We start from the raw sequence: 25,911 nt of genomic DNA, 5'->3' as shown, positions 1-25,911 counted from the left end.
ATGCTAACGAATCGGGGGCCTTAATCTCGCGAATCGGAGAGCGTCTGGCAAGCGCTTGCCAAGTTCCCAGCGAAACATTACCGCACCATCACCGCCGCCCCTCAGCGGCCATCCGCACCGCGAACCCAAACAACACCGTGCCCATCAGCCAGCGCTGCACTGCCGCCCACCCCGGCTTCTGCGTCAGAAACATCGCAATGGAGCCCGCCGCCATGGCGACCATTGCGTTCACGCTCAGGCTGACCACAATCTGCGCGCTGCCCAAAATCAATGACTGGCCGAGCACGCTGGTGCCGTCGCCGACGGTGATGAATTGCGGCAACAGCGACAGGTAAAGCACCGCGACTTTGGGATTGAACAGGTTGGTCATCAGGCCCATGAGGAACAGCTGCCGGTTGCTGTCGTGCGGCAAATCCTTCACCTGAAACGGCGAGCGACCGCCCGGTCTCACGGCCTGCCAAGCCAAGTACAGCAGGTACGCGGCACCAGCCATGCGCAGCGTGTCGTAGGCATAGGGAACCGCCATCACCAAACCGGTGATGCCGAACGCCGCGCAGAGCATATAAAAGATGAAACCGGCTGCCACGCCGCCGAGGGAGACCAGACCCGCCCTGCGTCCTTGTGAGATGGATCGCGAAATGACGTAAATCATGTTCGGCCCTGGCGTCAGCACCATACCGAGGGCGATGAGGGAAAAAGCGATGAGGTTTGAGAGTTCGGGCATCGTAGGCTCCTGCCGGCGTGACGGAATGCACATCCGGACCGCGCCGAATTGCCCGCTTATTTCAGCCAACCTACGCAGACCGGTCTATACACAGATGGCCGGAAAACGGGCCATGACAGACGATCCCTTGCGCTCGCCCAAGGGCACCAGCATTCCCGCCTCCTCGCGACAGCCGGTGCGAATTATTTAACCAATAGTGGCTAAGGGCTCTTCCCAGCATCCCATTGGCGAGCGACACTCGGCGTCGTTGGTCGTGACCGATGTATCAGTCGGGATGCTGCGTTATAACCCGGTGAAGCGCTATGAACACTTCGGTCCAAAAAGGTCTTTCCTTCGCCAGACGCATGTACCTGCCGCGCAGCATCGGCCTGGGCATTGGCTTCTTCGCGGTGGCGGCGGCGCTGTACCCTTCCCATCCGCCAACCTGGGTATGGATCGCCATGATCGCCCACGGTTTCGGCTGGCCGCACATGGCTTTCCTGCTCGCCAGGCGTTCCCCTCAGCCCTATGCCGCCGAGCGGCGCAACCTGATTTACGACTCGCTGGGCGGTGGCTTCTGGGCGGGAGCGATGGGAATCAGTCCGCTGCCCACCGTGACGGTGCTGTCGATGATGGCGATGAACAACATCGCAGCCGGTGGCTTGCGTCTGTTTGTGTTGGGTTCGCTGGCGCAGATCGCGGGCGCGCTGGCGGCGTACACCCTGTTCATGCCGGCATTGTTCCCCCACGTCACTCAGCTGCAGCTCTTCGCCTGCCTGCCCATGCTGGTGATCTACCCGATGGCGATCGGGCTGGTCTGTTATCGCGTGGCCGTACAGCTGTCCAGAAGCAAGAAAGCGCTGGAAAAACTCAGCACCACCGACAGCCTCACAGGCCTGATGAACCACGGCGCGTGGAAGGATCGACTGGCGCTCGAATTCGATAGGTGCCAGACCCTCAACCGCCAATACAGCGTGGCGTTGATCGACATTGACCACTTCAAAACCATCAACGACACCTACGGCCACATCACCGGCGACAACGTCCTCAAGCAACTCAGCAACACGCTGTGCGCCAGCCTGCGGCAGACCGATCTGGCCGGCCGTTACGGCGGCGATGAATTCTGCGTCATCTTGCCCGACACCACTCTGGCCCAGGCCACCGAGATACTCGAACGCCTGCGCCGCACGGTCCACGATCACGCCCACTCGGCCCTTCCCGATCTGAAACTGAGCCTGAGCATCGGCGTTGCGGCGCACGGCGCGCACCAGGCCGACGCCGCCCAGTGGTTGCACGAAGCGGACATGGCGCTCTACGACGCAAAAAGCGCCGGGCGCAATCGGGTCACGCCGGCGTGGCCGTCCACGAAGGTGTGTGCGCACGAGGGCGCGGCGCTGGGGTGAATTCAGCGCTTCATGCGCCTCAACGTTTCGAACAGCGTAGGGACGGCCGTTTCCTTCAGATAGGCAGCGATGATCTCGCGAATGGAGCGTTCAGGGGTATGCGAATCAGTGGCAGCACATGCCTTATCCGCTGCGGGCGCATCACTGCTATCAGGCTTCGTACGCTTCAAGAACGGCACGCTGCCAGAGAGATCGTATACCTCCTCAGAAACGTTCTGAATCCAGTTTTTTTGATCAAATGAAAAATGGTGGAATTGCCGGCCAAAGTCAGCAACCACGTTTCCATTTTCAGAAAATTTGTTGACGATCTGTTCGAGGAAATGAAAATTCAAGCTGCTAAACGGGCTGTAATCGACGTCCAGTGCAAAACGTAGAAAGCCGCGATCAATGGCTGTCGTGCTGAAAGCACTTCCATTCAATATGCGATGGGCAGTGTTGGCACTTTCCTCATTGAACGAGTAAGACACTTCGTGGCCTTCCGTATCAAACCGGTTAAGAGGCCGCTGCGGGATGATTTCGCGTCCATTGTCCGTTCGCCGGTAATGAGCAATGGACCAAGCCAGATCGTCCACATAGCCAAGGTCGGCCTCTTCTTCGCTCGCGAACTCATAGACTGCCGACAGTAGATTCCGGTCTTCAGGCAATAAAAAAAGCGTGGGAAACAAGGCCGTCATGGCGGGATCGTATTTCACGGTGGCTGGCTCAAAAGTATGGCCATTAAAAAGCCGTGACATCATCAGCCCTTTTCCGCTGATAGTGACAGGTGACTCGGGTATTTGCTGCGCGCCTTGGGGTGAAGCGCTCAAAGCCTCCTTGATTTCGGGTTGAGTGATAGCCAACGAGGAAGCGGACTGAACATTGATCTTTTCTGGAATTGAAATACTCATCACAAATACTCCACTGAAGTCCGCCATCTACTGGGGATTGACGGCATGGGGTTTAGCCGACCACAGAACGCTTATCCCGTCTGGCGAGACCGTAGATCATGGAAGCATTTCTGCCGAATTATGAATTTGATTGAGCAGCTCTTTAGGCGTGACAGTTTCAAATATTGCAGCAAGGCTGTCGCCCAATATCAGCGGCCCGTATAACCCTTCTTCCCGATCCAGATGCGTTTGCTGCACGTCGCGGTAGGCTTCGGGGTAGATGCTTTTTCGATTGGCAGCAGCCGGTCGTAGTGCTCGAGCAAGCCGCGAAAGACGATCCGCCGCTCCGTGACACCGCGGGTGGTGGCGATCAGTTTGATGAAGAAATCCGAGTCGCTCTGGCGCATGGCTTCATACGCGGCGTAACGCTCAGCCAGGGTGTATGCACCGGTCTCGTTAAACACCACGCAGCACAGGTCCTGACGCGAGCGCGAGCCGAACGGGTTGTTGGCCGCACGCCGGCGATTGCTCTGCGCCAGCGCGAAGGCCACCGCTCGCTCGGCCTCGTTCGTACGCTCCGCGCTGCCAAGGCTGCAGAGGTCATCCAGCGCAGGGGCCTGACGTCCCAGTCGCTCGACCTCTGCACTGAAGGTGGCAAAGATGCCGTGTGGCCCGAGCCATTGCTTGTGCAGCTCGCTCAACTGGTCTCGGGACAGTTGGCTTTGCTCATCGACCAATTGCTGAAACGCAGTGGAGACGTCCGAACTGTGGTGTGCCTCGATGTGCTGTTGTTTCAAAGGCTCAGACGTTGCGACTTGAATGGTCATCGACTCCATCCTTATTATTGATCATTATTGTGGGTGCACCTTGACGAGCACTTTTATTGAAGAAATCAAAGCACTGACAGCGAAGTCATTATTCAAAAAATCGCGCATTACGAAACACACGCCACCGCAGCAAATCTCGATGACGACGGGTTACAAGTGTGGACTATCAAATTGGGTTAATTATGCACTTACCGGTCAACGGAACAATCCGTCAGATGTAGGGGTGTGGCCAGTTTCTTCTTTCTCGGCGCCGTGATGTGCAGCGCAATGAGCTGTGCCCGATTCTTCACCTCGTTCTTTCGCAGCAATGCCGAAACGTGGTCGCGAGCCGTATAATCACTGATCCCCAGTCGTTGCGCGATGTCCTTGTTGGTATGCCCCTCCAGCAAGAGAAGCAGGACTTCCTGCTCTCGGGGAGTGGCTTTATTTAATCGCTTACGCTTGCGTTCTTCTTCCAACATTCGTTCTCAACCGTCTCTGCGACTTGCCGCCCCCGGCATGACATCTGCCTGGGCCGTGACATTGTTTTTATTGATATTCAGGTTTTTAAGACTTTAATCATTTACACAGTCAAGCCCGGTTAATAACCGAACAATAACAAGTAAACTTTCCTACAGATATTTGCGAAGCATCCCTACTCAAACACGCAGACAAACTGTTCGAACACGGCCCAAGTACAGGCCGTGTGGATATATAAAAGCGGGTCAGTTGTATAGACAGGGACAATAAACGCTGCAAATGATAATTACAATCATCTGTTACAAATCAGAGGTCGATTTCGTTTGGAATGGCACGGATTTAAAATCCGCACCACTGACTCGACACGGGCGCCATTGCGACGCCCCTGCCCTCTCAATTTCCAGCTCGCGCCACCCGCGGATCATCGACCTGCATGCCCTTGCGCAGGCCAAAGAACATGGCCGTCACCAGACCGACCGCGCCCATGATCACGCAATAACCGACGCACACCCACGGACTCCAGGGCATCAAGGCGATCAGCGCCAGCGGCGTGGTGCTTGCCCACAGTGCGTAGCTGATGTTGTAGGTCAACGAGATGCCGGAGACGCGAATGTTCGCCGGGAACAGTCCGACCATCACCGAAGGCACGACGCCGACAATGCCACAGGCCAGGCCGGCCAACGCGTAAGCGATGCTCAACGGCAACCAGTGACTGACCAGACTGGCGTAAAGCACGCCGACGCCGACGGGCAGCAACAGGCTGTAAAGCACTACGCCACGCCAGGCGCCAATGCGATCGACCAGCACGCCGGCCAACACGCAGCCGATGTTCAAGAAAACGATGCCGACACTGCTCAGGGCGAACGTGTCGCTGGGACTCATGCCGAAGCGCTGCTGCATCACCGTAGGCGTGATGACCACCAGCGTCACGACAGCGGACGTCAGCACGCAGGTCAGCAACGCCGCGGGCAGCAGAGATTGCCGGTGCTGGCGTAGGACAGCGCGAAGCGGCAGTTCAGTCATGCCCTCGCGTTGGGCATGCATCGCCATGAACACCGGCGTTTCGCTCAGCCAGCGTCGCAGCCACACGCCGATAACGCCGAACACGCCGCCCATCAGAAACGGGATGCGCCAGGCGTAATCGAGGATTTCCGCGTGGCTGAACACTTTCGCCAGCCAGGTCGCGGTCAGCGCACCGATCAGGTAACCAAAGGTCAGTCCGGCTTGCAGAACACCCAGCGCATAACCGCGATGGCCTTTCGGCGCGTGCTCGGCGACGAACACCCAGGCGCTCGGCACTTCGCCACCGACGGCCGCCCCCTGAAGAATGCGCAGCGCCAGCAGAACCAGCGGTGCCCAGTAGCCGATGTCGGCATAGGTCGGCATCACGCCGATCAGCAGACAGGGCAACGCCATCATCAAAATGCTGAGGCTGAAGACGCGCTTGCGACCCAGTTTGTCGGCAAAGTGCGCCATCAGAATCCCGCCCAACGGGCGCGCCAGGTAGCCGGTGACGAAGATGCCGAAGCTTTGCAGCAGGCGAAGCCACTCGGGCATTTCCGGCGGGAAGAACAGCTGACTGAGCGTCAGGGCGAAAAACACGAAAATAATGAAATCGTAAATTTCCAGCGCCCCCCAATGCCGCCAGGCCAAGGGTTTTGTAGTCTCCCCGGCTGATGGGTTGTGGGCGCGGTCGAAGAATGGCTGTCATGAAAGACCCCAAATCACAGGTTGAAACGCACGCGGGTGCGACAAAGGCGCGCAGGATAACAAAGCTGACGGCTTGCGGGCGGATCGCTGACGGCTGACGCGTTTCAGCGACTGATTTAAAAATTCACCGTCGCCGAAACCCGAGCCGTACGCGGTGCGCCGAGGAACAGGTAATCGTCCCCCAGGTATTCGCCCGCGTCGCGCCAGTAGCGCTTGTCGAAGAGGTTGTCGACGGTCAGGCGCAAGACCGTGTCGTAGCCCTCGATTTTGGTGCTGTAGCGGCTACCCGCGTTAAACACAGCGTAGTCATCCACTTTCACCGAGCCTTCGCGGTTGGCGTATTTGCTGGCGCTGTATTGCACGCCGCCCAACAGCGCCAGCCCTTGAATCGGCAGCGCGTAATCGGCTGAGAGGCTGCCGCGGAATTTGGGCACGTTGATCGCCTGATGATCCTCATACGCCGCGGTGCCGCTGTCTTCCACCCGTGCGCGAATGGCCGCGACGCTGGCCGACACCTGCAACTGCGAGGTCACGTAGCCGTTGGCGCTCAGCTCGACGCCGGTGTTTTTCTGCTGGCCTTGCTGGACGAAGGTCAGGCTGCCATCGTCCTGGGATTTCGAATATTGATAGGCCTGGCGGGTTTGAAACACCGCTGCGGTGAAGCTCATGCGGCGCCAGTCGTATTTGACCCCGGCTTCTAATTGACGAGAGATCGTCGGCGCGAGGATTTCCCCGACATTGCTGTCGAACACCGACGCCGTGCCGCCCAAGGACAACCCTTTGCTGTAACTGGTGTACAGCGAAACGTTGTCAATGGGTTTGTAGATCAGCGCGGCCTGGGGCAGGAAGATCCAGCGCTCGGTGTGCCGGTTGTCGCTGCCGTCCTCGTTGTAGGCCTTTTCATCGAGCTTCACTTCACGCCCGCCGATCACTGTCTGCCAGTGTTCGTTGAAGCTGATGCGGTCGGTGGCGAAAAGCCCGAACTGGCGGCTGTCCAGGCGCCGTTCGGTGTGGCCCACGGACAGGTCCGACGGCGCGAAGGTGTCCGGCGTTTCGTTGATATTGCCGGAGCCGACGTATTCGCTGAAATACGGCCGGGTGTCGACCGTGCGCCGGAACGCGCTGCTGCCGAAGGTCAGCTCATGCTTGAGCCAGCCGGTGTCGAACAGGCCGGTCATGGACGCTTCGACTTCATCGTTGCGTCGCGTGTCGTCCGGGCTGCGGAAGTCGTAGATGTCGTAACCGCCGCTTGGCGTGAAATGCCCGGTCAGCGGCTCGGCAGGACAGTCGCTCTGGTAATAGCAGCCGTAGGCGAAAGCGCTGTAATCGTCGATGACCACGCGGCTGCGTGACGCGCTGAGACTGGCTTTCCAGTCGTCGCTGAGGCGGTATTCGTAGCGCCCGGTCATGTTCAGCGAGTCGATGCCCACCGGGTTCGAACCGCTTTGATAACCCAGCAGTTTTCGCGGCGAGGCGTCGTGGGGCAGCTCGGTGCCGCCCAGCAACTGATAGCCCGGCACCGAGCGCTGTTCCTTGTTCTGGTATTCGACGTCTAGCTGCAGGGTGGACTGGTCGTTGATGTTCCAGTCGAAGGCCAGCGAGGCGAAATCCCGTTGGCCATTGGCGTGTTCGACGTAAGAGCGGATGTCTTCGTGGGCGACGTTAGCGCGCAGGCCGAATTGCTTCTCGCTGCCGAACCAGCCGCCGACGTCCGTGGCGATGTAGCGCTCGCCGTGCTCGTTGGTCGAGACAGTCACCGAGCGCACGTCTTCCGGGCGCTTGCTCTTGTAATTGATCACGCCCGCGGGCTCGGAAACGCCGCTCTGCAGGCCCGACAGCCCCTTGAGCAACTCGACCTGTTCCTTGTTCTCCAGCGCCACGTTTTGCTCGCCGGTGATACTCCGCCCGTTGATGCGGTAGCTGTTGGCCGCGTTGAGCGAGAAACCGCGCACGACGAAATTCTCGTAATAGCCCACCGGCGCATAGCTGTCGCCCACCGACGCGTCGTTGCGCAGGACATCGCTGAGCAGCTTGGCCTGCTGGTCCTTCAGCCGCTCGGCGGTGTACACCGAAATCGACGCCGGCGTATCGCGCAGCGGCGCTTCACTGAACCCGCCAACCGACGCGCTGCTCGCCTGATAAATCGACTCCTGCTCCCCGGTCACCCGCAACGCATCCAGCGTGACCGGCTCGGCTTCGTGGGCCGCCAGCCATGGCGAAGCGAAGGCGATACTCAGCGGCAACAGCCGACGGGTGAAACCGGCAGCGGGACGGGACGAGGTGATCATCGGCGGGTGAATTCCTGGTGATGGGCAGTCGGGCGACGGGAAACGCAGGCCAGTTCGGCGGCGCTTCTTTTACGTTCTGCGCGGGATTTTTACAACCGGGATTTATGTTAAGTGCAGGGATAAACGTGAAGTAAATCGCCAAGAATCATCCGATGCGGAAGTCTTGATGCAGATCTCTCCAGTGCGCCCGCAAGGCGTCCTTCTGCGCGTCTGGCATGGGGCTATTTTCAAGCGCACCGGGCCACAGGGTGCGTGCGCTGTCGATGGTCGCTCTCAAGTTGTAAAGGACCGGTCGCCATGGAATGTCGCCGTACTCAGCCCATTTCTTGAAGTGCTCGAGTGACATGCCATACCAGCTTCTGGCCTTGGCCATATTCAAGGCGGGCTTGGTTTCGTCGGCAATATAGGCCTTGGTCGTGACAATGTCATAGGCCGGTGAAAGCTCGGCGTTTAGGCCGTCGCGATAAATCATGCTCCAGTTCTTCAGATGTGCATCGCCATTGCCGAGTAGCACATTGACCAACAGCCGCCTCGCCATCTGTGTCGCATCACGCTGCGCGTAGAGAGAGCTCCTATACACCAACTTTCCAATCTGGTCAGCGCTGGCTTTGCGGTATTTATCATGTGCGTAGGCGAAGAATATCTGCGCGAAATCCTCGGCATGCACCCGCACGTTTTCTGGCAGACGGTCGAAACGACGTATGCCGTAAGCGAGCGTTTCGTTGGGCAGGTTTATATTTGGCAGCGCTTCGATGTCAGCCATCGGGATCAGTCTGATCTCGGGAATATCCACACCGGCGAGCGCTGCCAGTGTCATCGCCGTGTATTCATTGAGCGGCACAAACGGGTGGATGGTCGAGGGCGTCTTAATGATCCAGTCCCCAGGCGCATCGGGATCACCGGTGATGTACCGCCCGTCTCTGTCACGCATGGAAAATTTCATCTGCACGCCAGCCAGTGAGAAATGCGCCTGGCTGTCTGGGATGTCGATGACGGTCGGGTCGATTTTCCCACGGTGCTGCAACGCAAGGCCGGGGATGTCTGCAGCGTCCATTCGCTCTGCCACCAAAGCGCCCGGCAAGTCGCGGCCCAGCCAGGTGAGCAGTGGAAACTCGTTATCGCGGTGGACCTTCATCGCTTGCGAGAGAAAGTCGCGCAGCGCTCCTTCCGGCAGGAGGTTGCTCAACACCGGATGCAGTCTATGGGCAGTGACGTAGGGATGCCGTTTGGCCAATTGCTGAGCAAATGCCCTAGGGTCAGTGTGGGACAGCGTCAGCGGAAGTCGGGCTTGATTCTCGATGTACTCGGGCGCCAGCGTGAAGACGTTTTTGCCATTGGAGTACCCCGCAACGTACCCCACACGCTCGCCCTGAAGGGTCAGCTGCAAAGCCGCTACCGTTTCATCAGCCATCAGAGATCACCCCACGGACTCTCGTCGGCCTCGTGGACGGAAAGCTCCTGACCTGAAGATTCATTCGCCGGCACCGCGTATGGACGGTCACTGTCGTGCGCTGCTTCGCTGTCGAGAATTCGTTGCACGGCGGCAAGCTTTGACTTGGGGACGAGAAGCAGAGCCGCATCGAGTCCTTCTGCAATCTGGTCGAGGGTCGTCAACCGCGGATTCCCACCCGCTTCGATCTTGCCGTACTGCTGACGCGTCAGGCCCGCACGCAAAGGCATCTGCTGTATCTGCAGGCCCAGCGCGAGGCGTCTTTTTCGGATTTGGTCCAGCAGGGTGGTTTTCATGAGGCCTCACTGTCGAGCAGTGAGTATGTAACGTATATGGCTCAGGTCAAGTCGATAGAGTCGTATATGGCTCATTGCGAGGGGAATGAGCCATATAAATTACATTCGATGGTAAGGAGCCATATTCGGCTCATTAAAATAGAAATGAGCTGCATAGATTACATGAGCCTACTGCTCCACCTTCAACCCAACCTTCAGCAACTTTCCGTCATCCTCGTCCGTCAGCACATACACGTACCCGTCCGGCCCTTGCCGCACGTCGCGGATGCGCGACTTGAGCTCGCCGAGCAGACGCTCTTCGTGCACGACCTTGTCGTCCTTGAGCTCCAGACGAATCAGCTCGTCGGACGCCAGCGCACCGATGAAGACGTTATGGTCCCACGCCTTGAACGTGCTTGAGTCGTAGAACGCCATGCCGCTGATGCCTGGGGACTTCTCCCACACATGGAAGGGGTTTTTCACGCCCTCGACGATCTTGCCCTTGGACTCGGAGATCGGCTCGCCGCTGTAGTCGATGCCGAAGGTCGAGATCGGCCAGCCGTAATTGGCGGCGCGTTCGATGATGTTGATTTCGTCGCCGCCACGCGGGCCGTGCTCGTTGGTCCACAGCGTGCCGGTCCAGGGGTTGAGTGCGGCGCCCTGTTGGTTACGATGACCGTAGCTCCAGATTTCCGGGCGCACGTTCTTCTGGCCGACAAAAGGGTTGTCCTTGGGCACGGTGCCGTCGGGGTACAGGCGCACGACCTTGCCCTGCAGCTTGTCGAGGTCCTGAGCCGTGGCGCGGTCGTTGTTCTCGCCCAGGGCGATGAACATGTAGCCGTCGCGATCAAAGACGATGCGCGAGCCTAAGTGGTTGCCTACCGACAGTTTCGGCTGCTGCTGGAAGATGCGCGTAAAGCCTTCCAGCTTGGTCATGTCCTCCGACAGCCTTGCGCGCCCCGCCGCCGTGCCGCCGGTTTTACCATCGCTGGCGGCCTCGGAGTAGGTCAGGTACACCATGCGGTCCTTGGCGAAATCGGGCGACAACTCAACGTCCAGCAAACCGCCCTGCCCTTGCACCCAGACCTTCGGCACGCCGGAGATCGGCGCCGACAACTTGCCGTCAGGCATCACCCGACGCAGGTTGCCCGTGCGCTCGGTGACCAGCATGCCTTGGGCGTTCGGCAGAAACGCAACCGCCCACGGATGCTGCAAACCGCCGACGACCTCATCGACGGTCAGCGTGCCGTTCTCGCTCTGGTAGGTCGCGGCAGTGGCCTGGACGGAGAAGCCCAATAACGCGGAGGCACAGAGGGTCGCTAGCAGGGTTTTGCGGAGGGCGAGCTTATGAAAAGGGGTAGCGCGCAACATAGGCAATTCCTTCTGAAATGGAAGAGAGGCTGGCAGTGGTTTCAGTTGCTGCGGCGGTCGGTATCCCCGGAAGGTCGAGAGGGTTGTTGCCGGGTTGGGTAACCGTTGCCGATGCCACCGTTTTCAAGGGTGGGCGGACGTGGCTGAGTCGGTCCGAGATTCGGGCCACCGACACGCGGCGCAATGGACTCGGTGCCCTGGCGGCTGTTGGGGTTGGCGCGGCGCACGGCGCCGTTGTCGGGAACGTTGATCGAGCGGCTCGGGTAACCGGCGGCCGCTAGAAGCGGCGGCGAGTGCGCGGTGTGATCATCGGCCTGTGCCAGCCCGGCCGACAGGAGCCCGCCGAGCAGGACGACGGCAAGGCGTCGCGGAAAAGGGTTCATCATTTACCTTCTGTGGGATGGGTAACGATTCCGGTCTTTGATGGCGATCGAGCGCGTAGGTTCGCGCTGTCACGGTGGATGAGCAACGTGTAGGACCTTTCGCTTTGTAACAAGAGTAGTCGGCGACCCGCAGGACCTTGACGTGCGCCGACACTTCGTCGCCCGCTGCACGATTCTTCCAGACCTGCCGTAAGCGGCGCGGTAACGTATTCAGGATTGACCGACCGCCTATCAAAACCAGCCCTTTCAGAGGCACCGCGATGTCCGAGCGCAACTGGATCGAGCTCAAGCAGGACGCCACGTCCGGCATCGAGACCGTGCGCGCGCATTTCGAGGGCCATGCCTACGATCCGCACTGGCACGACAGTTATCTGGTGGGCATCACCGAACAGGGTCTGCAGCAATTCAATTGCCGTCGGCAGCAGCACAACAGCACGCCGGGCCAGGTGTTTCTGCTCGAACCGGGCGACATCCATGACGGCACCGCCCCGGAAGCGGGCGGCTTCACCTACCGCACGTTGTACCTCGACCCGCGCTGGCTGGACCGGGAGTTACGCGCGCAGTTTGAAGAAGCGCCGGACAACGCCCAACTGAGCTTCGCCGCGACGCTGGCGGAAGACCCGCGCCTGGCCATCGCCACCGCCAACGCCTTCGAAGCGATGCACCACGACGAACTGCGGATCGTCCGCCAGACCGCGCTGGATCACCTGCTCGCCAACCTGACCAGCCACTTGCGGTGGCGGACCGTGATCACCCCCGATCCGCGCCTTCCGCTGGTGGCCCAGCGAGCCCGTGATTATCTGCACAGCCACTTGCATCAGGACATCGGTCTGGATGATCTGGCCCGAGTGACCGGCGTGGACCGTTTCCGCCTGAGCCGCGCGTTCAAGGCTGCGTTCGGCATGGCGCCCCATGCCTACCTGATCCAGTTGCGCCTGACCCGCGCCCGGCATCTACTGGCGCGGGGCGAGGCACCTGTCAGCGTCGCGGCGGCCTTGGGTTTTGCCGACCAAAGCCATCTGGGCCGCTGGTTCCAGCGCGCCTATCGCATGACCCCCGCAGACTACCGCCGACGCTGCTCAAACGTTCCAGACTGACCGCCGACTGCGCGCCGATCATTGCTCCACGATCAATGACCGCCGAGTGGCCTTATGCAAACCCTCCTGCCCTTCCTCCTGTTCGCCTTCGTCGCTTCCATCACGCCCGGGCCGACGAACATTCTCGTACTGACCAACAGCTCGCGCTACGGCCTGTTGCGCACGCTGCCGATTGTGCTGGGGGCCTGCGCCGGCGCGGCGTTGCTGGTGCTGATGGTCGGCACCGGGCTGGGCGACGTGCTGGCGCGGCATCGGCAGGTACAAACGCTGATGTCATGGATCGGCATTGGCTGGTTGACCTGGCTGGCGTGGCAGATCTTCAGCGCGCCCGCCGAAGCAGTCGACCGGACGCAAACCCGCAGCGGTCCGACCCTGGGCCTGTGGGGCGCAGCGAGCCTGCAACTGGTCAACCCGAAAACCTGGATGATGGCGCTGGCCGTTGTCAGCGTCTTTGCGGGCACTGACGCCGACCGCATGCTGAGGGTGATGTGGCTGTCGCTGGCGTTCTTCCTGGTGTCGATCCCGTGCATGAGCGCCTGGGCCTGGCTGGGCGTCAGCGCCGCGAAATTCTGCCGCTCGGCGAACAGCATGAAGCGCTTCAATCAGGTGATGGCGGTGCTGTTGCTGGTGTCGGCGTGGCTGACGTTGGTGGTGTGAATCGCGGGCGGGGCCTGGAGGCATTCGATGGATCTGCCTACGCACAAACCATGGGAGTGACCGGGGTGGCATTCCACCTTTCTCACGAAAGCGGTCTGCCTGGGCTACCCCTTCTCGCCTGACCCACCGCATTCGTGAGCAAGCTCACTCCCACAAGTTTTCTGCACGGGTCGAGATCTCATGTCAGCCACAGTCTTGTGGGAGCGAGCTTGCTCGCGAAGGCTTACTTGCAGTGATCTGGCCAGATGACCCGGCCTATCTTTGAGAGCAAGGTGAGGGCCACCCCGGTCACTCCCACATGGATGGTGTTTGTCGCCTGATCAAAATCAGGCCTGACGCTGACTACTCGCCGATGTCCTCATTCCACAGCTCAGGCTTGTCCGCGATAAATTGCTTCATCAGTCCGACGCAGGTCGCGTCGTGCAGCACGTTCACTTCCACGCCACGGGACTTGAGCAATTCTTCCTCACCCATAAACGTCTCATGTTCGCCGACGATGATTTTGCGGATGCCATACAGCAGGATCGCGCCGCTGCACATCGCGCAGGGTGACAGGGTGGTGTAAAGCGTGGCTTCGCGGTAAACGCGGGCGGGCTGGCGGCCGGCGTTTTCGAAGGCGTCCATTTCGCCGTGCTTGATGGCGCTGCCTTCCTGGACGCGACGATTGTGGCCACGGCCGATGATCTTGCCGTCGTGGACGATGACCGAGCCGATCGGAATACCGCCTTCGTCCAGGCCCTTCTGCGCCTCATCAATGGCCGCTTGCATGAACGGGTCCATGGTCTCTCCTTTCCTTTGTGACGGGGGATGATCGAAAAAACGCTTCTAAAAACGCGCGCTCAAGGCTTGGCTTTTTTCAGCGCGTTGTCCAGCGCGGTGGACACGTAAACCTTGAGAAGCTCACTGGAGCGGTCCTTCATGTCAGCGCCAACGTCGCGCTGCTTGTTGCGGAATTTGTTGGCGACATCTGGCGCCGGGTCTGCAGCGTCCAGCGCCTTCAGCTCTTCGGGGCTGAAGGATGCGGCGTAGGCGGCCGCGAGGTTGCGGTCCCATTCCTGCTGATACTGCGGCTGCAGGCTTTGCAACTCGTCCTGCACGATTTCCTGGGCCTTGGTGCGGCCGACGGTCTCAACAATCGTGGCGAAGGTTACTGTGTGGGAAGCGACCTGATAACCCAGCCAGCCCAGACTCTCGCCCAGATGCCGATCCTGTACGAAGGTCAGCGCGGAATCCCCGGCCACAGGTGCGGGTGCGGGTGCGGTTTCGCCGGCCAATGTCACGTTATGCAGGGCCATCACGCCCAACAGCGTTAGCCCGAGTGACGCCTTCATCATCGTCATTGCTGTCGATCTGCAATATCCCATGTCCTCTCCCGGCGACTTTTTATCGGTGATCAACGCTTTGATTGTCTGCTGGACGCTAACAGTTGAGGGGCGAGATATCCATCGGTGAGCGATTTGCGGCCGAGCAATGGGTACCTTGTGGGACCGGCTTTAGCCGGGAAGAGGCCAGTGTGTACACGATGAGTTCTGCATTGCGCCGCCTCACGTCTTCCCGGCTGAAGCCGGTCCTACAGGGATCTTGGTTAAACCGGACACTTACATTAGACGACAGAGGCCCATTGCTGCGCGGTCATGCGGTAAATCCTCACGCCCTGTCGGTGATACTGGCTGTGGACGAACCCGCCGAAACCGAGTTTTTGATCACATTGACCGACGCGAGATTAGTCGGCTGGACGATGGCGATCAGCGATGACAAGCCCAGCTGTTCAAAGCCGTAAGACATCGCGCTGCGGGCTGCTTCGGTGCCCAGGCCTTTCCCCCAGAACCCGGTCGCGAGCCGGTAACCAATGTCGACCTCGTCCTTCTCATCCACACGCTCGGCATTGAGACCGCAGAAGCCAGCCAGGGTTGATGTGGATTGCTCCACCACCGCCCAGGGACCAAAGCCGCGTTCACGGTAGGACATCCGGCACCAGTCAATGAACTCGCCCGTCGCCTTTTCCGATAACACCCCCGCTACCGAATGGCGCATCACTTCGGCATCGCCCAGAATTTGCGCCAGCGCCGGAGTGTCGTCTGGGGTGAGCTCGCGCAGGATCAGGCGTTCGGTATGCAGGGGAAGGAATAGAGGGTTCATGATCGCGGGCTCGCGAGAGGATCGTTACACGCCTTGAGCTTGGCGCACGGCGAGCATCGTCGCCAGTCAGGGTTGTTGGCCGCGGTAATGATTGCGTGGGGGGTAATGTACACGCGATCACTGTAGGAGTGAGCTTGCTCGCGAAGACGTCAGTACAGCTCGTGGAGATTCAGCGAATGTTCCGTCTTATATCGCGAGCAAGCTCACTCCTACAGGAAAGGGTTGCCTGAGGGACAAGCGGCAACCCACTTGCCCCACAGTTTGAAGAGAAAGCGCTTACAGGCCCGCCTTCACCTTGCTGGCAACCTCGGCCGGCACCCAGGCGGTCCAGACGTCCGGATGATCCTTCAGGAAGCTTTTCGCGACGACGCTCGGTTCCTGGCGCTTCTCGCTCATCTCGCCCAACGTTTTGTTCAACTGATCGATGGGCAGGTCCACCTTCTCGAAGAAGCTCACCAGATCCGGGTACTGCTGACGGAACGGTTCCGACACGCCGATGGCCAAGTGGGCAGCGAGGGAGCTGGAGCCGATGGGGTTGGGATTGCTGGCGTCGGATAGGGTTTTCCACGCGGCTTCGTTGAATGGCGGCTCTTCCAGCTTGATCAGCTTGAAGCGACCCAGCAGCGGCGTCGGTGACCAGTAGTAGAACAACACCGGCTTGCCGCGACGGATGGACGATGCGACTTCAGCATCCAGCGCCGCGCCGGAACCGGTACGGAAGTTCACGTAGCTGTCAGTGAGCTTGTAGGCCTTGAGCTTCTGGGTGTTGACGATCTCCGACGTCCAGCCAGTCGGGCTGTTGAGGAAGCGGCCCTTGTCCGGGGATTCCGGGTCCTTGAACACGTCCTTGTATCTGGGCAGGTCGGATACCGATTTCAGGTCCGGCGCCAGCGGTTTGATGCCGCGCTCCGGGTCGCCCTTGATCACGAACTCCGGCACCCACCAGCCTTCTGTCGCGCCTTTGACGATATTGCCTAGGCCGTGGACCTTGCCCTCGGCCTCGGCCTTGACCCACGCAGGGCTGCGACCGGCCCACTCTTCGCCGATCACCTGAATGTCGTTCTTCGCCAGCGCCGCTTCCAGACTCACCGTGCTGCCGGGCAGTGTGTCGGTGGGATAGCCGTAGCCTTTTTCCACGATGGTGCGCAGGATTTCGGTGATCAGGCTGCCGCTCTCCCACGTAATGTCACCGAAATGAATCGGCGCGGTCTTTTCTGCGCCGTACGCCGAGCCCGTCAGGGCAGCCAGTGCCAGCAGCGAGCCGCCCAGCAGTTTTTTGATTGGTGTCATGGATGTCTCTCGTCGCTCGGGGATGGGAGGAGCTCAATCGGTTTGGCACAGTTGGCCGGGCACAGCACACGCTTTATTCCAGACAAGCGCGGCGGCAACAGGTTTCAGCCTGATCCATGTAGTCGCTCACCGAACGCCGGGAAATGCCCAGCTGCGCGGCAATTTCAGGATAGGTCAGCCCGCCGCGGCGCGAGAGCACAAAGGTTGATTTGATCTTTGCAGGCAGGCGGTCAAGGCGTCGATCCAGACGATCAAGGATTTGCAGCGTGGCGGCGTGGCTTTCTGCGGACGCAAAAGGAACAGCGTCTTCCAGGGCCAAGCCCTCCAGATAATCGCGCTCCTGATCACGCCGCCGCCAGCGCTCATACACCAGCCGCTGGGCGATGGTGGTCAGCAGCGCGCGCGGGTCCCGGATGGGCACGACGTTGGGCGAGGCCAGCAATTGCAGAAAGGTTTCGGAGGCGACGTCTTCGGCGCTCTGCTCGGAGTCGAGCAGCCGACGCAGGCGCAGGCACAGCCACGCATGGTGCTGCACAAAGAGTTCGCTGAGGTAGTGGCGATGCATAACGTCGGCGCCAGCCATAAGACATCCCCTGCCCTGAAATTTTTATCATCGGGACTTTCCGAGAGGCCATGCTAGCAAGCGCGGTTATGCAGTAAAAATACTTAAAAGTGATTCTTATAGATCATCAAGGAATAACTAAAGCAACGGCAACCCCAGGGATACAGCCTGCTGCTGGTAACCGAGCAGCACCTCGTAATCGGGCTCACTTGCCGGTAACACCTCGCTAATCGCCAACACGCGTGCGACATCGGGGAGTTCGCTCAGCGCTTGATTCATCGCCGCGCGGATGGCATCGGCATCGGCGCGGAGCCGCGTGATGTAGGGCAGGCACGGCCCCTCCGCCGTACGAGCAATCACCTTCAAACCGGCGACTTCCTCGCTGCGGTCGCGGGCCAGATAGTCGAAGGTCACGCTGTCGATGGCGGCCAGATCACCATCCCCCGCCTTGATCGCGGCGAGACTGTTGCGATGACCACCGGTCAGCGTGACATCAGCAAAAAACACCCCATTCCGTTGAAGCGGCGCCAGGGCGTGGCGGAACAGGTTCATGCCGGAATTGGAATCCCGCGAATTCAGCAGGCCATGACTGCCTCTGAACTCGACGAGGGCCTGACGCGGATCGTCCTCACGGGCGACCATCAGGCTGCAATGGTTGCCATCGGCGCTGTGGGGCAACTGATAAACAGGCCGCCCGACCACCTGCACCTTGCCCTGCAATTCCGTCATCAGCGGATAACCGCAGGTTTGGGCCAGCAGCAAGTGCGGCGACAGCCACAGCGCTTTCAGGTCCAAAGCCTGCGCATCGAGACGCTCCACGCCAAGGATTTCCACTGTTCGTCTCAGCCACTGCTCTTGCGCCTGCTGAACGCGCGGCGGCGCGACGTACATCAACAGTTCGGCGAAGCCTTGGGGCATGTTCGGTGTTCCTCATCAGACCTGGGGTTTCAAACATGGGGATGTTGCGGGCTGTCGATAGGATTGAAGCTGTGGCGACGAAAGAGTTCCGCGTAACCGGCCACCAGAAATCCGCCGCTGCGCGCCAGCCACTGCTCGCGCCGCGCCCGATACACGACCGGCATGTGATACCACGACAGGCCGGGCAAGTCGTGGTGGACGAGGTGCAGGTTCAGGTTCAGAAACAGCCAGGCCCATGGCCAGGAGGCTTCGTTGATCACCGTGCGCTCCTGGGGTTGCTCGCCGGGGCGGTGCTCGTAATAGGAGCGAACCATCGACACCGCCAGCGCCGGTACGCTGCAGAAGATCACGTAATGCACGGCCGAGATCGCGCTGTAATGCTCAATGAATAAAAACATCAGCACCAGCACTCCACCGTGGGTAGACCACATCGCCCAGGCCTGACGCTCGCCACGCAGCAATCGCCGGGTTTCGCCAACGATCAGACTGCTCAGCGCCAACGGCACACCAAACACCAGACGCCCCGGCGGCGTCTTGTCGAGCCACCGCAACACACGCATCAGCGTGCCGGTCTGCTTCCAGTCCAGCTGGCTCAAGTAGCGGCTTTCCGGATCGCGACCGGGAACGGTCAGGTCTTCATCGCAGTGATGCTGCATATGGGTGTCGCGATACAGCGTGTACGGATACCACACCGCAAAGGGCGCGTAACCGAGCAGCTTGTTCAGGCGCAACGAACGGGTCGGGTGGCCGTGCAGCACCTCGTGTTGCACCGACATCCACAGCACCAGCAGCGGGATCATCAACAGCGTTGTGGGCCACACGCCCAGGTGCGGACTGGCAACCAGCAACGTCGGCCAGCCTGTGAACACACCAATCAGCAGCAACCAGGTCGGCCATTCCGTACGGCCCGTAAAGCTTGCACGCAGACGCTTGATCTCTTCGCGCTGCGCGTCGTCCAGGTAGTTGGGCATTGCCGGTTCCTGCATTCGGGCTGATAACCGGTTGTGCAACGACGCAGGAAAAACTTGTAGATCGATTGGTTATGAGGGTAGAACGATGCGCCCAAGCCGACCTTGATTCGACGCCCAGCGCACATGCCCGACATTCAGTTCTTGCCCCTCCCCGACCTGCAGCGTCCGTTGCTGGAGAAGTTTTACCGCGCCCATCGCTCGCCCATGCGTGCCAGAGGCGAGGCGCAGATATGGGTGGCGCGCCAGCCGGACATTGTTGGCGCCTTATGCCTGACGCCTGTTGCGGGTGGGCACTGGTTGACCGGGTTGTTCGTTGCGCCGGCCGAGCGCGGGCGCGGTGTCGCAGCAGGGTTGATCGCGGCAGCGTTGATATCGGTTAAAGGGAGCGTCTGGCTGTTCTGTGAGCCAGCGTTGAGCGGGTTTTATCAGCGGATCGGCTTCGTTGAGGTTGAGGACTTGCCGCAGGAACTGGCCCCACGGCTGGCGCGTTATCGACAGACCAAGCCGTTGATCTCGCTTGTGCGCAGCGCTGATTGACCGGCTGACAGGCTTAGAACTTTTCCTGCGGTAAACCAAACCAAACGTGCCATCGCAGGCCCGGCCTTGCGTGCTAGCCTCGCCGATCATTTCTTGGTTGAGCAGGATGCACATGAAACCGGCGCTTATGGTTCTCTCTCTTGCGGCACTTTCGGCGACAGGCTTGGCGGCGGCGAGCGCTGCGCCTGAATCCACAGTGACTCACGCGCAGTTCGCGAGCGTCCTCAGCGGCGACTGGCGAGTCCCGCAAAATGCCGCACGCGATCAATACCGGCACCCCGAGCAGACGCTGAAATTCTTCGGCCTGCGCCCTGATCAGACGGTCATCGAAATCACGCCGGGCAATGGCTGGTACAGCGAACTGTTGGCGCCACTGCTCAAAGACAAGGGGCATTACGTTGCTGCCATCGTCGACCCCGCCATCAGCGATTACGCGAAGAAATCCGCCGACAGCCTGAAGCAAAAATACGCCGCCGACCCTGCCCATTACAGCAAGGTCGAGCTCGTGGCTTATGCGCCCGAGGCGCCGGTCTTCGGCAAGCCAGGCTCGGCCGACACCGTGCTGACCTTCCGCAACGTGCACAACTGGGTCGATGCCGGCAACGAAGCGGCGACATTCAAGGCGTTTTACGAAGTATTGAAGCCGGGCGGGACGCTCGGCGTGGTCGACCACCGGGCCAAACCCGGCACCACCGCCAAGGACAACGAAAAGAACGGCTATCTGCCGACGGACTATGTGGTGAAACTGGCGCAGAAGGCCGGTTTCAAGCTGGCGGCCGAGAGCGAAATCAATGCCAACCCCAAGGACACCAAAGACTATCCTGATGGGGTCTGGACACTGCCGCCGGCGTTGGTCAAGGGCGAACAGGACAAGGCGAAGTATCTGGCGATCGGCGAATCCGATCGCATGACCCTGCGGTTCATCAAGGCGAAGAACTAGCCGTTATTCGTCCGCGTTCGGGTCCATTCCCGGGAACAGCACTTCGATAAAGCCGAAGCGGCTGAAGTCGGTAATGCGTGACGGGTACAGGCGGCCGATCAGGTGATCGCACTCATGCTGAACGACCCGCGCATGAAACCCGCGGGCTTCCCTTTGGATAAGCTTGCCGTCCGGGTCGAAACCCTCGTAGCGAATGTGCTCGTAGCGGTCCACCACACCACGCAGGCCCGGGACGGACAGACAGCCTTCCCAGCCCTCTTCCAGGGTTTGCTCCAGCGGTGTGATCAGCGGATTGAGCAGGATGGTCTGGGGGACGGCTTCTGCATCCGGATAACGGTCGCTGCTCTCGAAACCGAAGATCACCAATTGCAGGTCAATGCCGATCTGCGGCGCGGCCAGGCCGACACCGCCGACGCTTTCCATGGTTTCGAACATGTCTTCGATAAGCGTCTTCAGCTCACGGGAGCCGAACATCGACTCGGGGACAGGTGGCGCAATGCGCAGCAAGCGCTCGTCGCCCATTTTCAGAATTTCGCGAATCATTGCGGGCCCTCTGCAACGGACAACGGCGCCAAAAGCAGGCGCCGTGTGCCTTGAGCGTGATCAGAATTTGTCGGTTTTCAACACCGGTGGCGTTGGGGTGTAGTCTTGGTCATGGCTGTGATCGCGGCCGAGTCCGGAAACGTGCTGCTTGAGGTGGACCGTATTAAAATCGGACATCCCATCGCGCTCGCCCTCTTCCTTCTCACCTTTTTCTTTGCCTTCGGCTGACATGTGCTCGATGACAGCGTTCATCTCAGCGCCCAGCAACAACACCGCTGCGGAGATGTAGAAATACAGCAGCAGCACGATGATCGCGCCGATGCTGCCGTACATCGCGTTGTAGTCAGCGAATGTCTTCACGTAATAGGCAAAGCCCAGCGAAGCTACGATCCACACCACAACTGCAAGCACTGAGCCTGGGGTAATGAAGCGGAAGCTCTGCTTAACGTCGGGCATCACGTAATACATGATCGCCACCGCCACCATCAGCAGCAGGATAATCAGCGGCCAGCGCAGAATCGTCCACAGTGTGACGATGAAATCTTCCATGCCAATCTGCGCGGCGAGCCAGTTCATGACCTGCGGGCCGGTGACCATCAGCGCCGCAACCGTGAGCAACATCCCGGCGATGCCAATGGTGTAGAACACCGAGAGCGGGATGCGCTTCCAGGCCGGACGCGCTTCGACCACGTCATACGCGGCATTCATGGCGCTCATCATCAGCCGCACGCCGGCCGAAGCGGTCCACAGCGCGATGACGATACCGATTGACAGCAGACCGCCCTTGGACTGTTGCAACTGGTCAATGACCGGGTTCACCTGATCGAGGGCCTGGGGCGGCAGAACCAGCTCGGACTGCAGTCGCAACCAGCTGAAAAAGTCCGGCAGGTGCAGGAAACCGATCAGGGCGATAAGGAAGAGCAGGAACGGGAACAGCGAAAACAGCATCTGGTAGGCCAGTGCCGAGGCGTAGGTCGACATCTCGTCATCGAGAAACTCTTTGACCGTTCTGACCAACACTGTCTTGATGCTGAGCTGGCGCAAGTCCGGGAATATCATGGCGTCTCCTTCGCGACACAGATGTAGCCGAAGCACGGTTATTGATTCAGGCGTTTCTACAAGCGGTATGCATACGAGCGGGCAAATGCGTTGAAATTCCGTCAGTTGCCCGAACGGGCAGGCTTTTTACAGGGCGCCCGGGGTATTGGCTACATTTGATGTGTTTCAGGCGGTCGGCGACGCAAATGATAACGGCCATCAGAGGATGGCCGTTACGGTGTTGCGAATCTGGTCGCCGGGAGCATGCGGGCTCCGGGCGCAAGGGATTCAGACCTTGTCGACGCCTTTTTCACAGCGTCTTTTGCGTCGCCAACGGTTTGTTGCGCTTCGCCTTTGATTTCTTGCGCTTTGCCTTCGGCACGCAGTTTGTCGTTGTCGGTCACTTTGCCAACGCCCTGCTTGACGTTGCCCACTGCTTCGTTAGCCATGCCTTTGATTTTATCGCCAGTGCTGCTCATAGGGTTCACTCCAGGGTGAGAATAGGATGTCATTAACTCGACACTAGAACTGACCGGAGCGGTGAATCAGAGGTTCAATTATTTCGCGAGGGTGCGTTAAGCAGGTCAAGAGCTTCCCGGCTGAAGCCGGTCCTACAGGCACTCGGTGGTTTTAGTGGGACCGGCTTCAGCCGGGAAGAGGACAGTCGAGGCGCTGACATTTTGATCGCTCCCACGCTCTGCGTGGTAACGCATCCCGGGACGCTCAGCGTCCCTGTTGGAGCTCGCGAATTTTGCCTTTATGTTTCCCCGAGAACCCCGGAGAATGCGCGACCGAACCGGCGGCGCTCAGGGCGTCGGGCCAGGTTGACGAGACCGTGATCCAGGAATGTTATGAAACTCGATAAGCAGCAAGCCATTGCGCGCCGTAATGAACAGCTCGGCGGCGCCGTGCTCGGCACCAACAACACGCACTTCGCCGTGCTCGACCCCAAGCGCAATATCTGGTGGTTTGATTTGCCCATGAGCCGTCTGGCGGTGGGTCAGTACGAGTGGCTGCATTTGCTTCTGCACACGCCCAGCACCGATGAGTTGATTCACCTGAAGGTGACGACCAAGTTCCTGCGCGATCAAAAAGACGCAGTGGTGGTTCGCAATGAAGGCAAGCGCAAGTCCACCGTGAGCCTGGAGCTTTCGGCGGACAAGGATTCGTACTTGAAGGACATGCGCCCGAACGGCGCGAATCTGAGCTTCGCCAGTTTCGTACAGAAGTGATCGGGCAAGGCTAATCAGACGGCCGCAGCGCAGATCAACCCGCGCTGCAGCCGAGTATCACGTCAGACCAGTTCGATACGGTCGGCGTGAATGACGATCTGGCCCTGTTTGTACAGTGCACCGATCGCTTTCTTGAAGTTGCCTTTGCTGACGCCGAACAGATTGCTGATGACCTGTGGATCGCTCTTGTCACTGACAGGCAGCACCCCGTTGTTGTCGCGCAATTTGCCAAGGATTTGCGCGTTGAGGCTGCTGGCAAGCTGTTCGCCCACCGGCTGCAGACTCAGGCTGATGTTGCCGTCGCTGCGCACTTCCTTGATGAAGCCTTTTTCCTGTTTGCCCGAACGCAGGAACTTGAACACCTCATTCTTGTGAATCAGGCCCCAGTGCTTGTTGTTGATGATTGCCTTGAAACCCATCGCGGTCTCTTCGGCGACCAGCAAGTCCACTTCCTGCCCGACTGAATAGTTCGCCGGCGCCTTGTCCAGATAGCGATCCAGACGCGTGGTCGCGGTGATGCGGCGGGTGTGTTTGTCGAGGTAGACATGCACCACGCAGTAATCACCGGCTTTCAGCGGCTGCTTTTCTTCCGAATACGGCAGCAGCAAATCCTTGGGCAGGCCCCAATCCAGAAAGATGCCAATGCTGTTGACTTCAACCACTTTGAGGCTGGCAAATTCACCCACCTGAACCTTGGGTTTCTCGGTGGTGGCGATTAACTTGTCATCGCTGTCCAGATAAATAAAGACGTTGAGCCAGTCTTCATCTTCGCTGGGAATATCTTTGGGAATATATCGGTTGGGCAGCAAAATTTCGCCGTCTTGTGCCCCGTCCAGATATAAACCGAAGTTGGTGTGTTTAACCACTTGCAAACTGTTGTAGCGCCCGACTAAAGCCATGTGCAGATACCCTCGTTACGTGGGCGGCATTCTACCCGAATTCGGACGGGCATTCCGGATTGGCCACTGACGTCAGCTCGCGACCTTGAAAATCAACGGGTTGGTGAACGACTCTGCGCAGAGAATGCCGGACGCAAGCCATTCGTCAGGTCGCTGAGCGTCGTTGCCGCCTTGAACGCTGGCTCGATTTAAGAGAAAGCCATGTTGAACATCGCAATTAAAACAGTCATTTAGCGGCTCATCTCAGGAAATGTTTCCGCTGCTCATCGCGATGAGCAGCCCTCCCCTCGTCCGATAATACCCAAGCAATTTCCGGCCAATTCCGATAGGATGGCCGGCCGTATTAAATTTATATAGGTCAATTGCAGCCATGCGTGTAAAAGCATCCAACTCGAAAGCCAAGCCAGCTCCTGCCGTTGAGACCAGCGATTCGATCAACGCACAAATTGCAGCTTTCCTGAAATCCGGTGGCGAGATCCAGCAGATCGCCAAAGGTGTCAGCGGCCAGACCTTCGGCCCATCCAAACAGATCTCCCTCGGCAAAAAGTAAATTTTCTCCCGCCTCCGCGGTCGACATCCAGGCGCTTTGATCACAAAGCGCCAGGTCTATCGCTCCCTCGCTGTACAAAGCTCTGCTTTACTCTCGTCACATGACCGCTCATTGATGCTGCTATGCATGGGTCATGGGTAAGAACGGACGATACCCTGATCTGCTGACGTCTCTGCGGAAACCGCTATGAACAAACGGATGATCATCGGCGCCCTGCTTAGCCTCGGGCTGACCGGCTGTGCGACCCACGGTTGCGACACCTCGGTGGCAGGCAGCGCATGCCGGGCCAACTATCTGCTGTATCAGAACGACATGCTCCAGGCCAAGCTGCTGATCAACGAGCGCCGCGCCGAAAACGACGAGCTTGCCAGCGCGCTGCTTGAGCGGGCAGCGCGCGAGGACACATCCGGCGAAGCGGAGTTTTACCAGGCGATACTGCTCTTGCGTCAGAACGCCAGCGCGAAACAGGTTGATGCCAAGCTCGATGACTCGGCCGATCGCAACTATCCGCTGGCCATCGCCTTACAGGCACAACGGGCGGGAAAGGAAGATGAGGAAAAGGCCCGCGCCTGCCGTGCCAGGTACGAAAAGCTCGATGTCGCCACCAGTGGTTACCCCTCTTTCCCCCAAGCGTTGATCGTCGTCAATCAGCTGATTTCCCCGGGAACTGATCGCTACATTCAGCCCATCTGCATCGAATCGACCAATGGTCGCGAGATATCGCCAATCGGCGGTATCCTTGCGACGCTCTAGATCGCGGTTCTTGTCGGGCCATTCGCTGCCAGCACAGATACCTTCGACCC

Annotated in this window: 27 protein-coding genes and 2 pseudogenes; 8 read left to right on the top strand and 21 right to left on the bottom strand. The window is 59.5% G+C overall.

Translation table 11 applies throughout. The features are described 5' to 3' along the window. Positions 1-88: 88 nt before the first annotated feature. Positions 89-724, bottom strand: a complete 636-nt coding sequence (locus tag JN403_RS11150; protein WP_205486992.1) for a LysE family translocator — start codon at positions 722-724, stop codon at positions 89-91. A 302-nt stretch (positions 725-1,026) separates the two neighbouring features. Here JN403_RS11150 and JN403_RS11145 point away from each other — a divergent pair, with 302 nt between their 5' ends. Further along, positions 1,027-2,106: a diguanylate cyclase gene (locus JN403_RS11145; protein WP_205486991.1), complete on the top strand. Its 1,080-nt coding sequence runs from the start codon at positions 1,027-1,029 to the stop codon at positions 2,104-2,106. A 2-nt stretch (positions 2,107-2,108) separates the two neighbouring features. Here the strand turns inward: JN403_RS11145 and JN403_RS11140 are convergent, their stop codons facing one another. The 9 genes and pseudogenes from JN403_RS11140 to JN403_RS11100 form a co-directional block, all read right to left on the bottom strand. Beyond that, on the bottom strand, positions 2,109-2,993 hold the full coding sequence (locus JN403_RS11140; protein WP_205486990.1) for a hypothetical protein: 885 nt from the start codon (positions 2,991-2,993) through the stop codon (positions 2,109-2,111). A 188-nt stretch (positions 2,994-3,181) separates the two neighbouring features. After that, a complete protein-coding gene (locus JN403_RS11135; protein WP_240356894.1) occupies positions 3,182-3,799 on the bottom strand; it encodes a hypothetical protein in 618 nt (205 codons plus the stop codon). 188 nt (positions 3,800-3,987) lie between these two features. Then, positions 3,988-4,260 carry a LuxR C-terminal-related transcriptional regulator gene (locus tag JN403_RS11130; protein ID WP_172609357.1) on the bottom strand — a complete coding sequence of 91 codons (273 nt, stop codon included), beginning with the start codon at positions 4,258-4,260 and terminating at the stop codon, positions 3,988-3,990. Positions 4,261-4,651: 391 nt separating this feature from the next. Continuing rightward, a pseudogene (locus tag JN403_RS11125) lies at positions 4,652-5,969 on the bottom strand (MFS transporter). Positions 5,970-6,084: 115 nt separating this feature from the next. Continuing rightward, positions 6,085-8,256: a TonB-dependent siderophore receptor gene (locus JN403_RS11120; protein ID WP_205486989.1), complete on the bottom strand. Its 2,172-nt coding sequence runs from the start codon at positions 8,254-8,256 to the stop codon at positions 6,085-6,087. 145 nt (positions 8,257-8,401) lie between these two features. Further along, positions 8,402-9,667 (bottom strand): type II toxin-antitoxin system HipA family toxin, encoded by a 1,266-nt coding sequence (locus JN403_RS11115; RefSeq protein WP_205486988.1) that lies wholly within the window; start codon positions 9,665-9,667, stop codon positions 8,402-8,404. Beyond that, complete coding sequence (locus tag JN403_RS11110) at positions 9,667-10,002, bottom strand: helix-turn-helix transcriptional regulator (protein ID WP_205486987.1); 336 nt, start codon at positions 10,000-10,002, stop codon at positions 9,667-9,669. The genes JN403_RS11115 and JN403_RS11110 overlap by 1 nt, the downstream gene beginning before the upstream one ends. 168 nt (positions 10,003-10,170) lie before the next feature. Then, positions 10,171-11,352, bottom strand: a complete 1,182-nt coding sequence (locus tag JN403_RS11105; RefSeq protein WP_205486986.1) for a PQQ-dependent sugar dehydrogenase — start codon at positions 11,350-11,352, stop codon at positions 10,171-10,173. 41 nt (positions 11,353-11,393) lie between these two features. Continuing rightward, entirely contained in the window at positions 11,394-11,735 is a 342-nt protein-coding gene (locus tag JN403_RS11100; RefSeq protein ID WP_205487288.1) for a hypothetical protein, read from the bottom strand. 260 nt (positions 11,736-11,995) lie between these two features. On the opposite strand from JN403_RS11100, the gene JN403_RS11095 reads away from it, so the two are divergent. Both JN403_RS11095 and JN403_RS11090 read left to right on the top strand, forming a co-directional pair. Then, positions 11,996-12,832 carry an AraC family transcriptional regulator gene (locus tag JN403_RS11095; RefSeq protein WP_205486985.1) on the top strand — a complete coding sequence of 279 codons (837 nt, stop codon included), beginning with the start codon at positions 11,996-11,998 and terminating at the stop codon, positions 12,830-12,832. Between the two features lie 54 nt (positions 12,833-12,886). Then, positions 12,887-13,489 (top strand): LysE family translocator, encoded by a 603-nt coding sequence (locus tag JN403_RS11090; protein ID WP_205486984.1) that lies wholly within the window; start codon positions 12,887-12,889, stop codon positions 13,487-13,489. A 342-nt stretch (positions 13,490-13,831) separates the two neighbouring features. Here JN403_RS11090 and JN403_RS11085 read toward each other — a convergent pair whose 3' ends face one another. The 7 genes from JN403_RS11085 to JN403_RS11055 form a co-directional block, all read right to left on the bottom strand. After that, positions 13,832-14,269 carry a nucleoside deaminase gene (locus JN403_RS11085; RefSeq protein ID WP_122535463.1) on the bottom strand — a complete coding sequence of 146 codons (438 nt, stop codon included), beginning with the start codon at positions 14,267-14,269 and terminating at the stop codon, positions 13,832-13,834. Between the two features lie 59 nt (positions 14,270-14,328). Then, entirely contained in the window at positions 14,329-14,823 is a 495-nt protein-coding gene (locus tag JN403_RS11080) for a hypothetical protein (protein WP_163027815.1), read from the bottom strand. 313 nt (positions 14,824-15,136) lie between these two features. Further along, positions 15,137-15,628 (bottom strand): GNAT family N-acetyltransferase, encoded by a 492-nt coding sequence (locus JN403_RS11075; protein ID WP_240356892.1) that lies wholly within the window; start codon positions 15,626-15,628, stop codon positions 15,137-15,139. A 276-nt stretch (positions 15,629-15,904) separates the two neighbouring features. After that, positions 15,905-16,918, bottom strand: coding sequence for an ABC transporter substrate-binding protein (locus JN403_RS11070; RefSeq protein ID WP_205486983.1), 1,014 nt, complete (start codon positions 16,916-16,918; stop codon positions 15,905-15,907). 73 nt (positions 16,919-16,991) lie between these two features. Beyond that, the gene (locus JN403_RS11065; RefSeq protein WP_205486982.1) at positions 16,992-17,501 is read right to left on the bottom strand and encodes a sigma-70 family RNA polymerase sigma factor; all 510 of its coding nucleotides are present in this window, start codon (positions 17,499-17,501) and stop codon (positions 16,992-16,994) included. 117 nt (positions 17,502-17,618) lie between these two features. Beyond that, positions 17,619-18,398 carry a PhnD/SsuA/transferrin family substrate-binding protein gene (locus JN403_RS11060; RefSeq protein ID WP_205486981.1) on the bottom strand — a complete coding sequence of 260 codons (780 nt, stop codon included), beginning with the start codon at positions 18,396-18,398 and terminating at the stop codon, positions 17,619-17,621. 29 nt (positions 18,399-18,427) lie between these two features. Then, complete coding sequence (locus JN403_RS11055; protein ID WP_205486980.1) at positions 18,428-19,369, bottom strand: fatty acid desaturase; 942 nt, start codon at positions 19,367-19,369, stop codon at positions 18,428-18,430. Between the two features lie 123 nt (positions 19,370-19,492). On the opposite strand from JN403_RS11055, the gene JN403_RS11050 reads away from it, so the two are divergent. Next, positions 19,493-19,906: a GNAT family N-acetyltransferase gene (locus JN403_RS11050; protein ID WP_205486979.1), complete on the top strand. Its 414-nt coding sequence runs from the start codon at positions 19,493-19,495 to the stop codon at positions 19,904-19,906. A gap of 112 nt (positions 19,907-20,018) precedes the next feature. Further along, positions 20,019-20,846 (top strand): class I SAM-dependent methyltransferase, encoded by an 828-nt coding sequence (locus JN403_RS11045; protein ID WP_205486978.1) that lies wholly within the window; start codon positions 20,019-20,021, stop codon positions 20,844-20,846. A gap of 3 nt (positions 20,847-20,849) precedes the next feature. On the opposite strand, the gene def is transcribed toward JN403_RS11045, so the two are convergent. The 3 genes and pseudogenes from def to JN403_RS11030 all read right to left on the bottom strand — a co-directional run. Beyond that, a complete protein-coding gene (def, locus tag JN403_RS11040; RefSeq protein WP_065992704.1) occupies positions 20,850-21,389 on the bottom strand; it encodes a peptide deformylase in 540 nt (179 codons plus the stop codon). A 60-nt stretch (positions 21,390-21,449) separates the two neighbouring features. Further along, positions 21,450-22,448, bottom strand: coding sequence for a YihY/virulence factor BrkB family protein (locus tag JN403_RS11035; RefSeq protein WP_205486977.1), 999 nt, complete (start codon positions 22,446-22,448; stop codon positions 21,450-21,452). Between the two features lie 269 nt (positions 22,449-22,717). Then, positions 22,718-22,906, bottom strand: a pseudogene (locus JN403_RS11030) (CsbD family protein); the annotation flags it as partial. Between the two features lie 372 nt (positions 22,907-23,278). Between JN403_RS11030 and JN403_RS11025 the strand changes: the two are divergent. Further along, the gene (locus JN403_RS11025) at positions 23,279-23,659 is read left to right on the top strand and encodes a hypothetical protein (protein ID WP_065992698.1); all 381 of its coding nucleotides are present in this window, start codon (positions 23,279-23,281) and stop codon (positions 23,657-23,659) included. 62 nt (positions 23,660-23,721) lie between these two features. Here JN403_RS11025 and JN403_RS11020 read toward each other — a convergent pair whose 3' ends face one another. Continuing rightward, positions 23,722-24,558 (bottom strand): S1-like domain-containing RNA-binding protein, encoded by an 837-nt coding sequence (locus JN403_RS11020; RefSeq protein ID WP_122622291.1) that lies wholly within the window; start codon positions 24,556-24,558, stop codon positions 23,722-23,724. Between the two features lie 370 nt (positions 24,559-24,928). Here JN403_RS11020 and JN403_RS11015 point away from each other — a divergent pair, with 370 nt between their 5' ends. Both JN403_RS11015 and JN403_RS11010 read left to right on the top strand, forming a co-directional pair. Further along, positions 24,929-25,108, top strand: coding sequence for a hypothetical protein (locus JN403_RS11015; RefSeq protein ID WP_037012170.1), 180 nt, complete (start codon positions 24,929-24,931; stop codon positions 25,106-25,108). A gap of 186 nt (positions 25,109-25,294) precedes the next feature. Next, on the top strand, positions 25,295-25,861 hold the full coding sequence (locus JN403_RS11010) for a hypothetical protein (RefSeq protein WP_240356890.1): 567 nt from the start codon (positions 25,295-25,297) through the stop codon (positions 25,859-25,861). The last annotated feature ends 50 nt before the right edge of the window (positions 25,862-25,911 follow it).

Origin of the sequence: Pseudomonas sp. 15A4 (assembly GCF_016925575.1) — a bacterium.
Lineage (GTDB): Bacteria > Pseudomonadota > Gammaproteobacteria > Pseudomonadales > Pseudomonadaceae > Aquipseudomonas.
Note: the sequence above shows the minus strand (reverse complement) of the source record. Positions and strands in the feature narration are given on the sequence as shown.

Coding starts and splice junctions, on each gene's coding strand:
- JN403_RS11095 (WP_205486985.1), top strand. CDS start 11,996: ATGTCCGAGCGCAACTGGATCGAGCTCAAGCAGGACGCCACGTCCGGC.
- JN403_RS11020 (WP_122622291.1), bottom strand. CDS start 24,558: ATGGCTTTAGTCGGGCGCTACAACAGTTTGCAAGTGGTTAAACACACC.
- JN403_RS11015 (WP_037012170.1), top strand. CDS start 24,929: ATGCGTGTAAAAGCATCCAACTCGAAAGCCAAGCCAGCTCCTGCCGTT.
- JN403_RS11080 (WP_163027815.1), bottom strand. CDS start 14,823: ATGATGAAGGCGTCACTCGGGCTAACGCTGTTGGGCGTGATGGCCCTG.
- JN403_RS11115 (WP_205486988.1), bottom strand. CDS start 9,667: ATGGCTGATGAAACGGTAGCGGCTTTGCAGCTGACCCTTCAGGGCGAG.
- JN403_RS11070 (WP_205486983.1), bottom strand. CDS start 16,918: ATGACACCAATCAAAAAACTGCTGGGCGGCTCGCTGCTGGCACTGGCT.
- JN403_RS11150 (WP_205486992.1), bottom strand. CDS start 724: ATGCCCGAACTCTCAAACCTCATCGCTTTTTCCCTCATCGCCCTCGGT.
- JN403_RS11055 (WP_205486980.1), bottom strand. CDS start 19,369: ATGCCCAACTACCTGGACGACGCGCAGCGCGAAGAGATCAAGCGTCTG.
- JN403_RS11100 (WP_205487288.1), bottom strand. CDS start 11,735: ATGAACCCTTTTCCGCGACGCCTTGCCGTCGTCCTGCTCGGCGGGCTC.
- JN403_RS11045 (WP_205486978.1), top strand. CDS start 20,019: ATGAAACCGGCGCTTATGGTTCTCTCTCTTGCGGCACTTTCGGCGACA.
- JN403_RS11075 (WP_240356892.1), bottom strand. CDS start 15,628: ATGAACCCTCTATTCCTTCCCCTGCATACCGAACGCCTGATCCTGCGC.
- JN403_RS11035 (WP_205486977.1), bottom strand. CDS start 22,448: ATGATATTCCCGGACTTGCGCCAGCTCAGCATCAAGACAGTGTTGGTC.
- JN403_RS11025 (WP_065992698.1), top strand. CDS start 23,279: ATGAAACTCGATAAGCAGCAAGCCATTGCGCGCCGTAATGAACAGCTC.
- JN403_RS11130 (WP_172609357.1), bottom strand. CDS start 4,260: ATGTTGGAAGAAGAACGCAAGCGTAAGCGATTAAATAAAGCCACTCCC.
- JN403_RS11050 (WP_205486979.1), top strand. CDS start 19,493: ATGCCCGACATTCAGTTCTTGCCCCTCCCCGACCTGCAGCGTCCGTTG.
- JN403_RS11090 (WP_205486984.1), top strand. CDS start 12,887: ATGCAAACCCTCCTGCCCTTCCTCCTGTTCGCCTTCGTCGCTTCCATC.
- JN403_RS11120 (WP_205486989.1), bottom strand. CDS start 8,256: ATGATCACCTCGTCCCGTCCCGCTGCCGGTTTCACCCGTCGGCTGTTG.
- JN403_RS11140 (WP_205486990.1), bottom strand. CDS start 2,993: ATGAGTATTTCAATTCCAGAAAAGATCAATGTTCAGTCCGCTTCCTCG.
- JN403_RS11065 (WP_205486982.1), bottom strand. CDS start 17,501: ATGGCTGGCGCCGACGTTATGCATCGCCACTACCTCAGCGAACTCTTT.
- def (WP_065992704.1), bottom strand. CDS start 21,389: ATGATTCGCGAAATTCTGAAAATGGGCGACGAGCGCTTGCTGCGCATT.
- JN403_RS11110 (WP_205486987.1), bottom strand. CDS start 10,002: ATGAAAACCACCCTGCTGGACCAAATCCGAAAAAGACGCCTCGCGCTG.
- JN403_RS11105 (WP_205486986.1), bottom strand. CDS start 11,352: ATGTTGCGCGCTACCCCTTTTCATAAGCTCGCCCTCCGCAAAACCCTG.
- JN403_RS11085 (WP_122535463.1), bottom strand. CDS start 14,269: ATGGACCCGTTCATGCAAGCGGCCATTGATGAGGCGCAGAAGGGCCTG.
- JN403_RS11135 (WP_240356894.1), bottom strand. CDS start 3,799: ATGACCATTCAAGTCGCAACGTCTGAGCCTTTGAAACAACAGCACATC.
- JN403_RS11145 (WP_205486991.1), top strand. CDS start 1,027: ATGAACACTTCGGTCCAAAAAGGTCTTTCCTTCGCCAGACGCATGTAC.
- JN403_RS11010 (WP_240356890.1), top strand. CDS start 25,295: ATGAACAAACGGATGATCATCGGCGCCCTGCTTAGCCTCGGGCTGACC.
- JN403_RS11060 (WP_205486981.1), bottom strand. CDS start 18,398: ATGCCCCAAGGCTTCGCCGAACTGTTGATGTACGTCGCGCCGCCGCGC.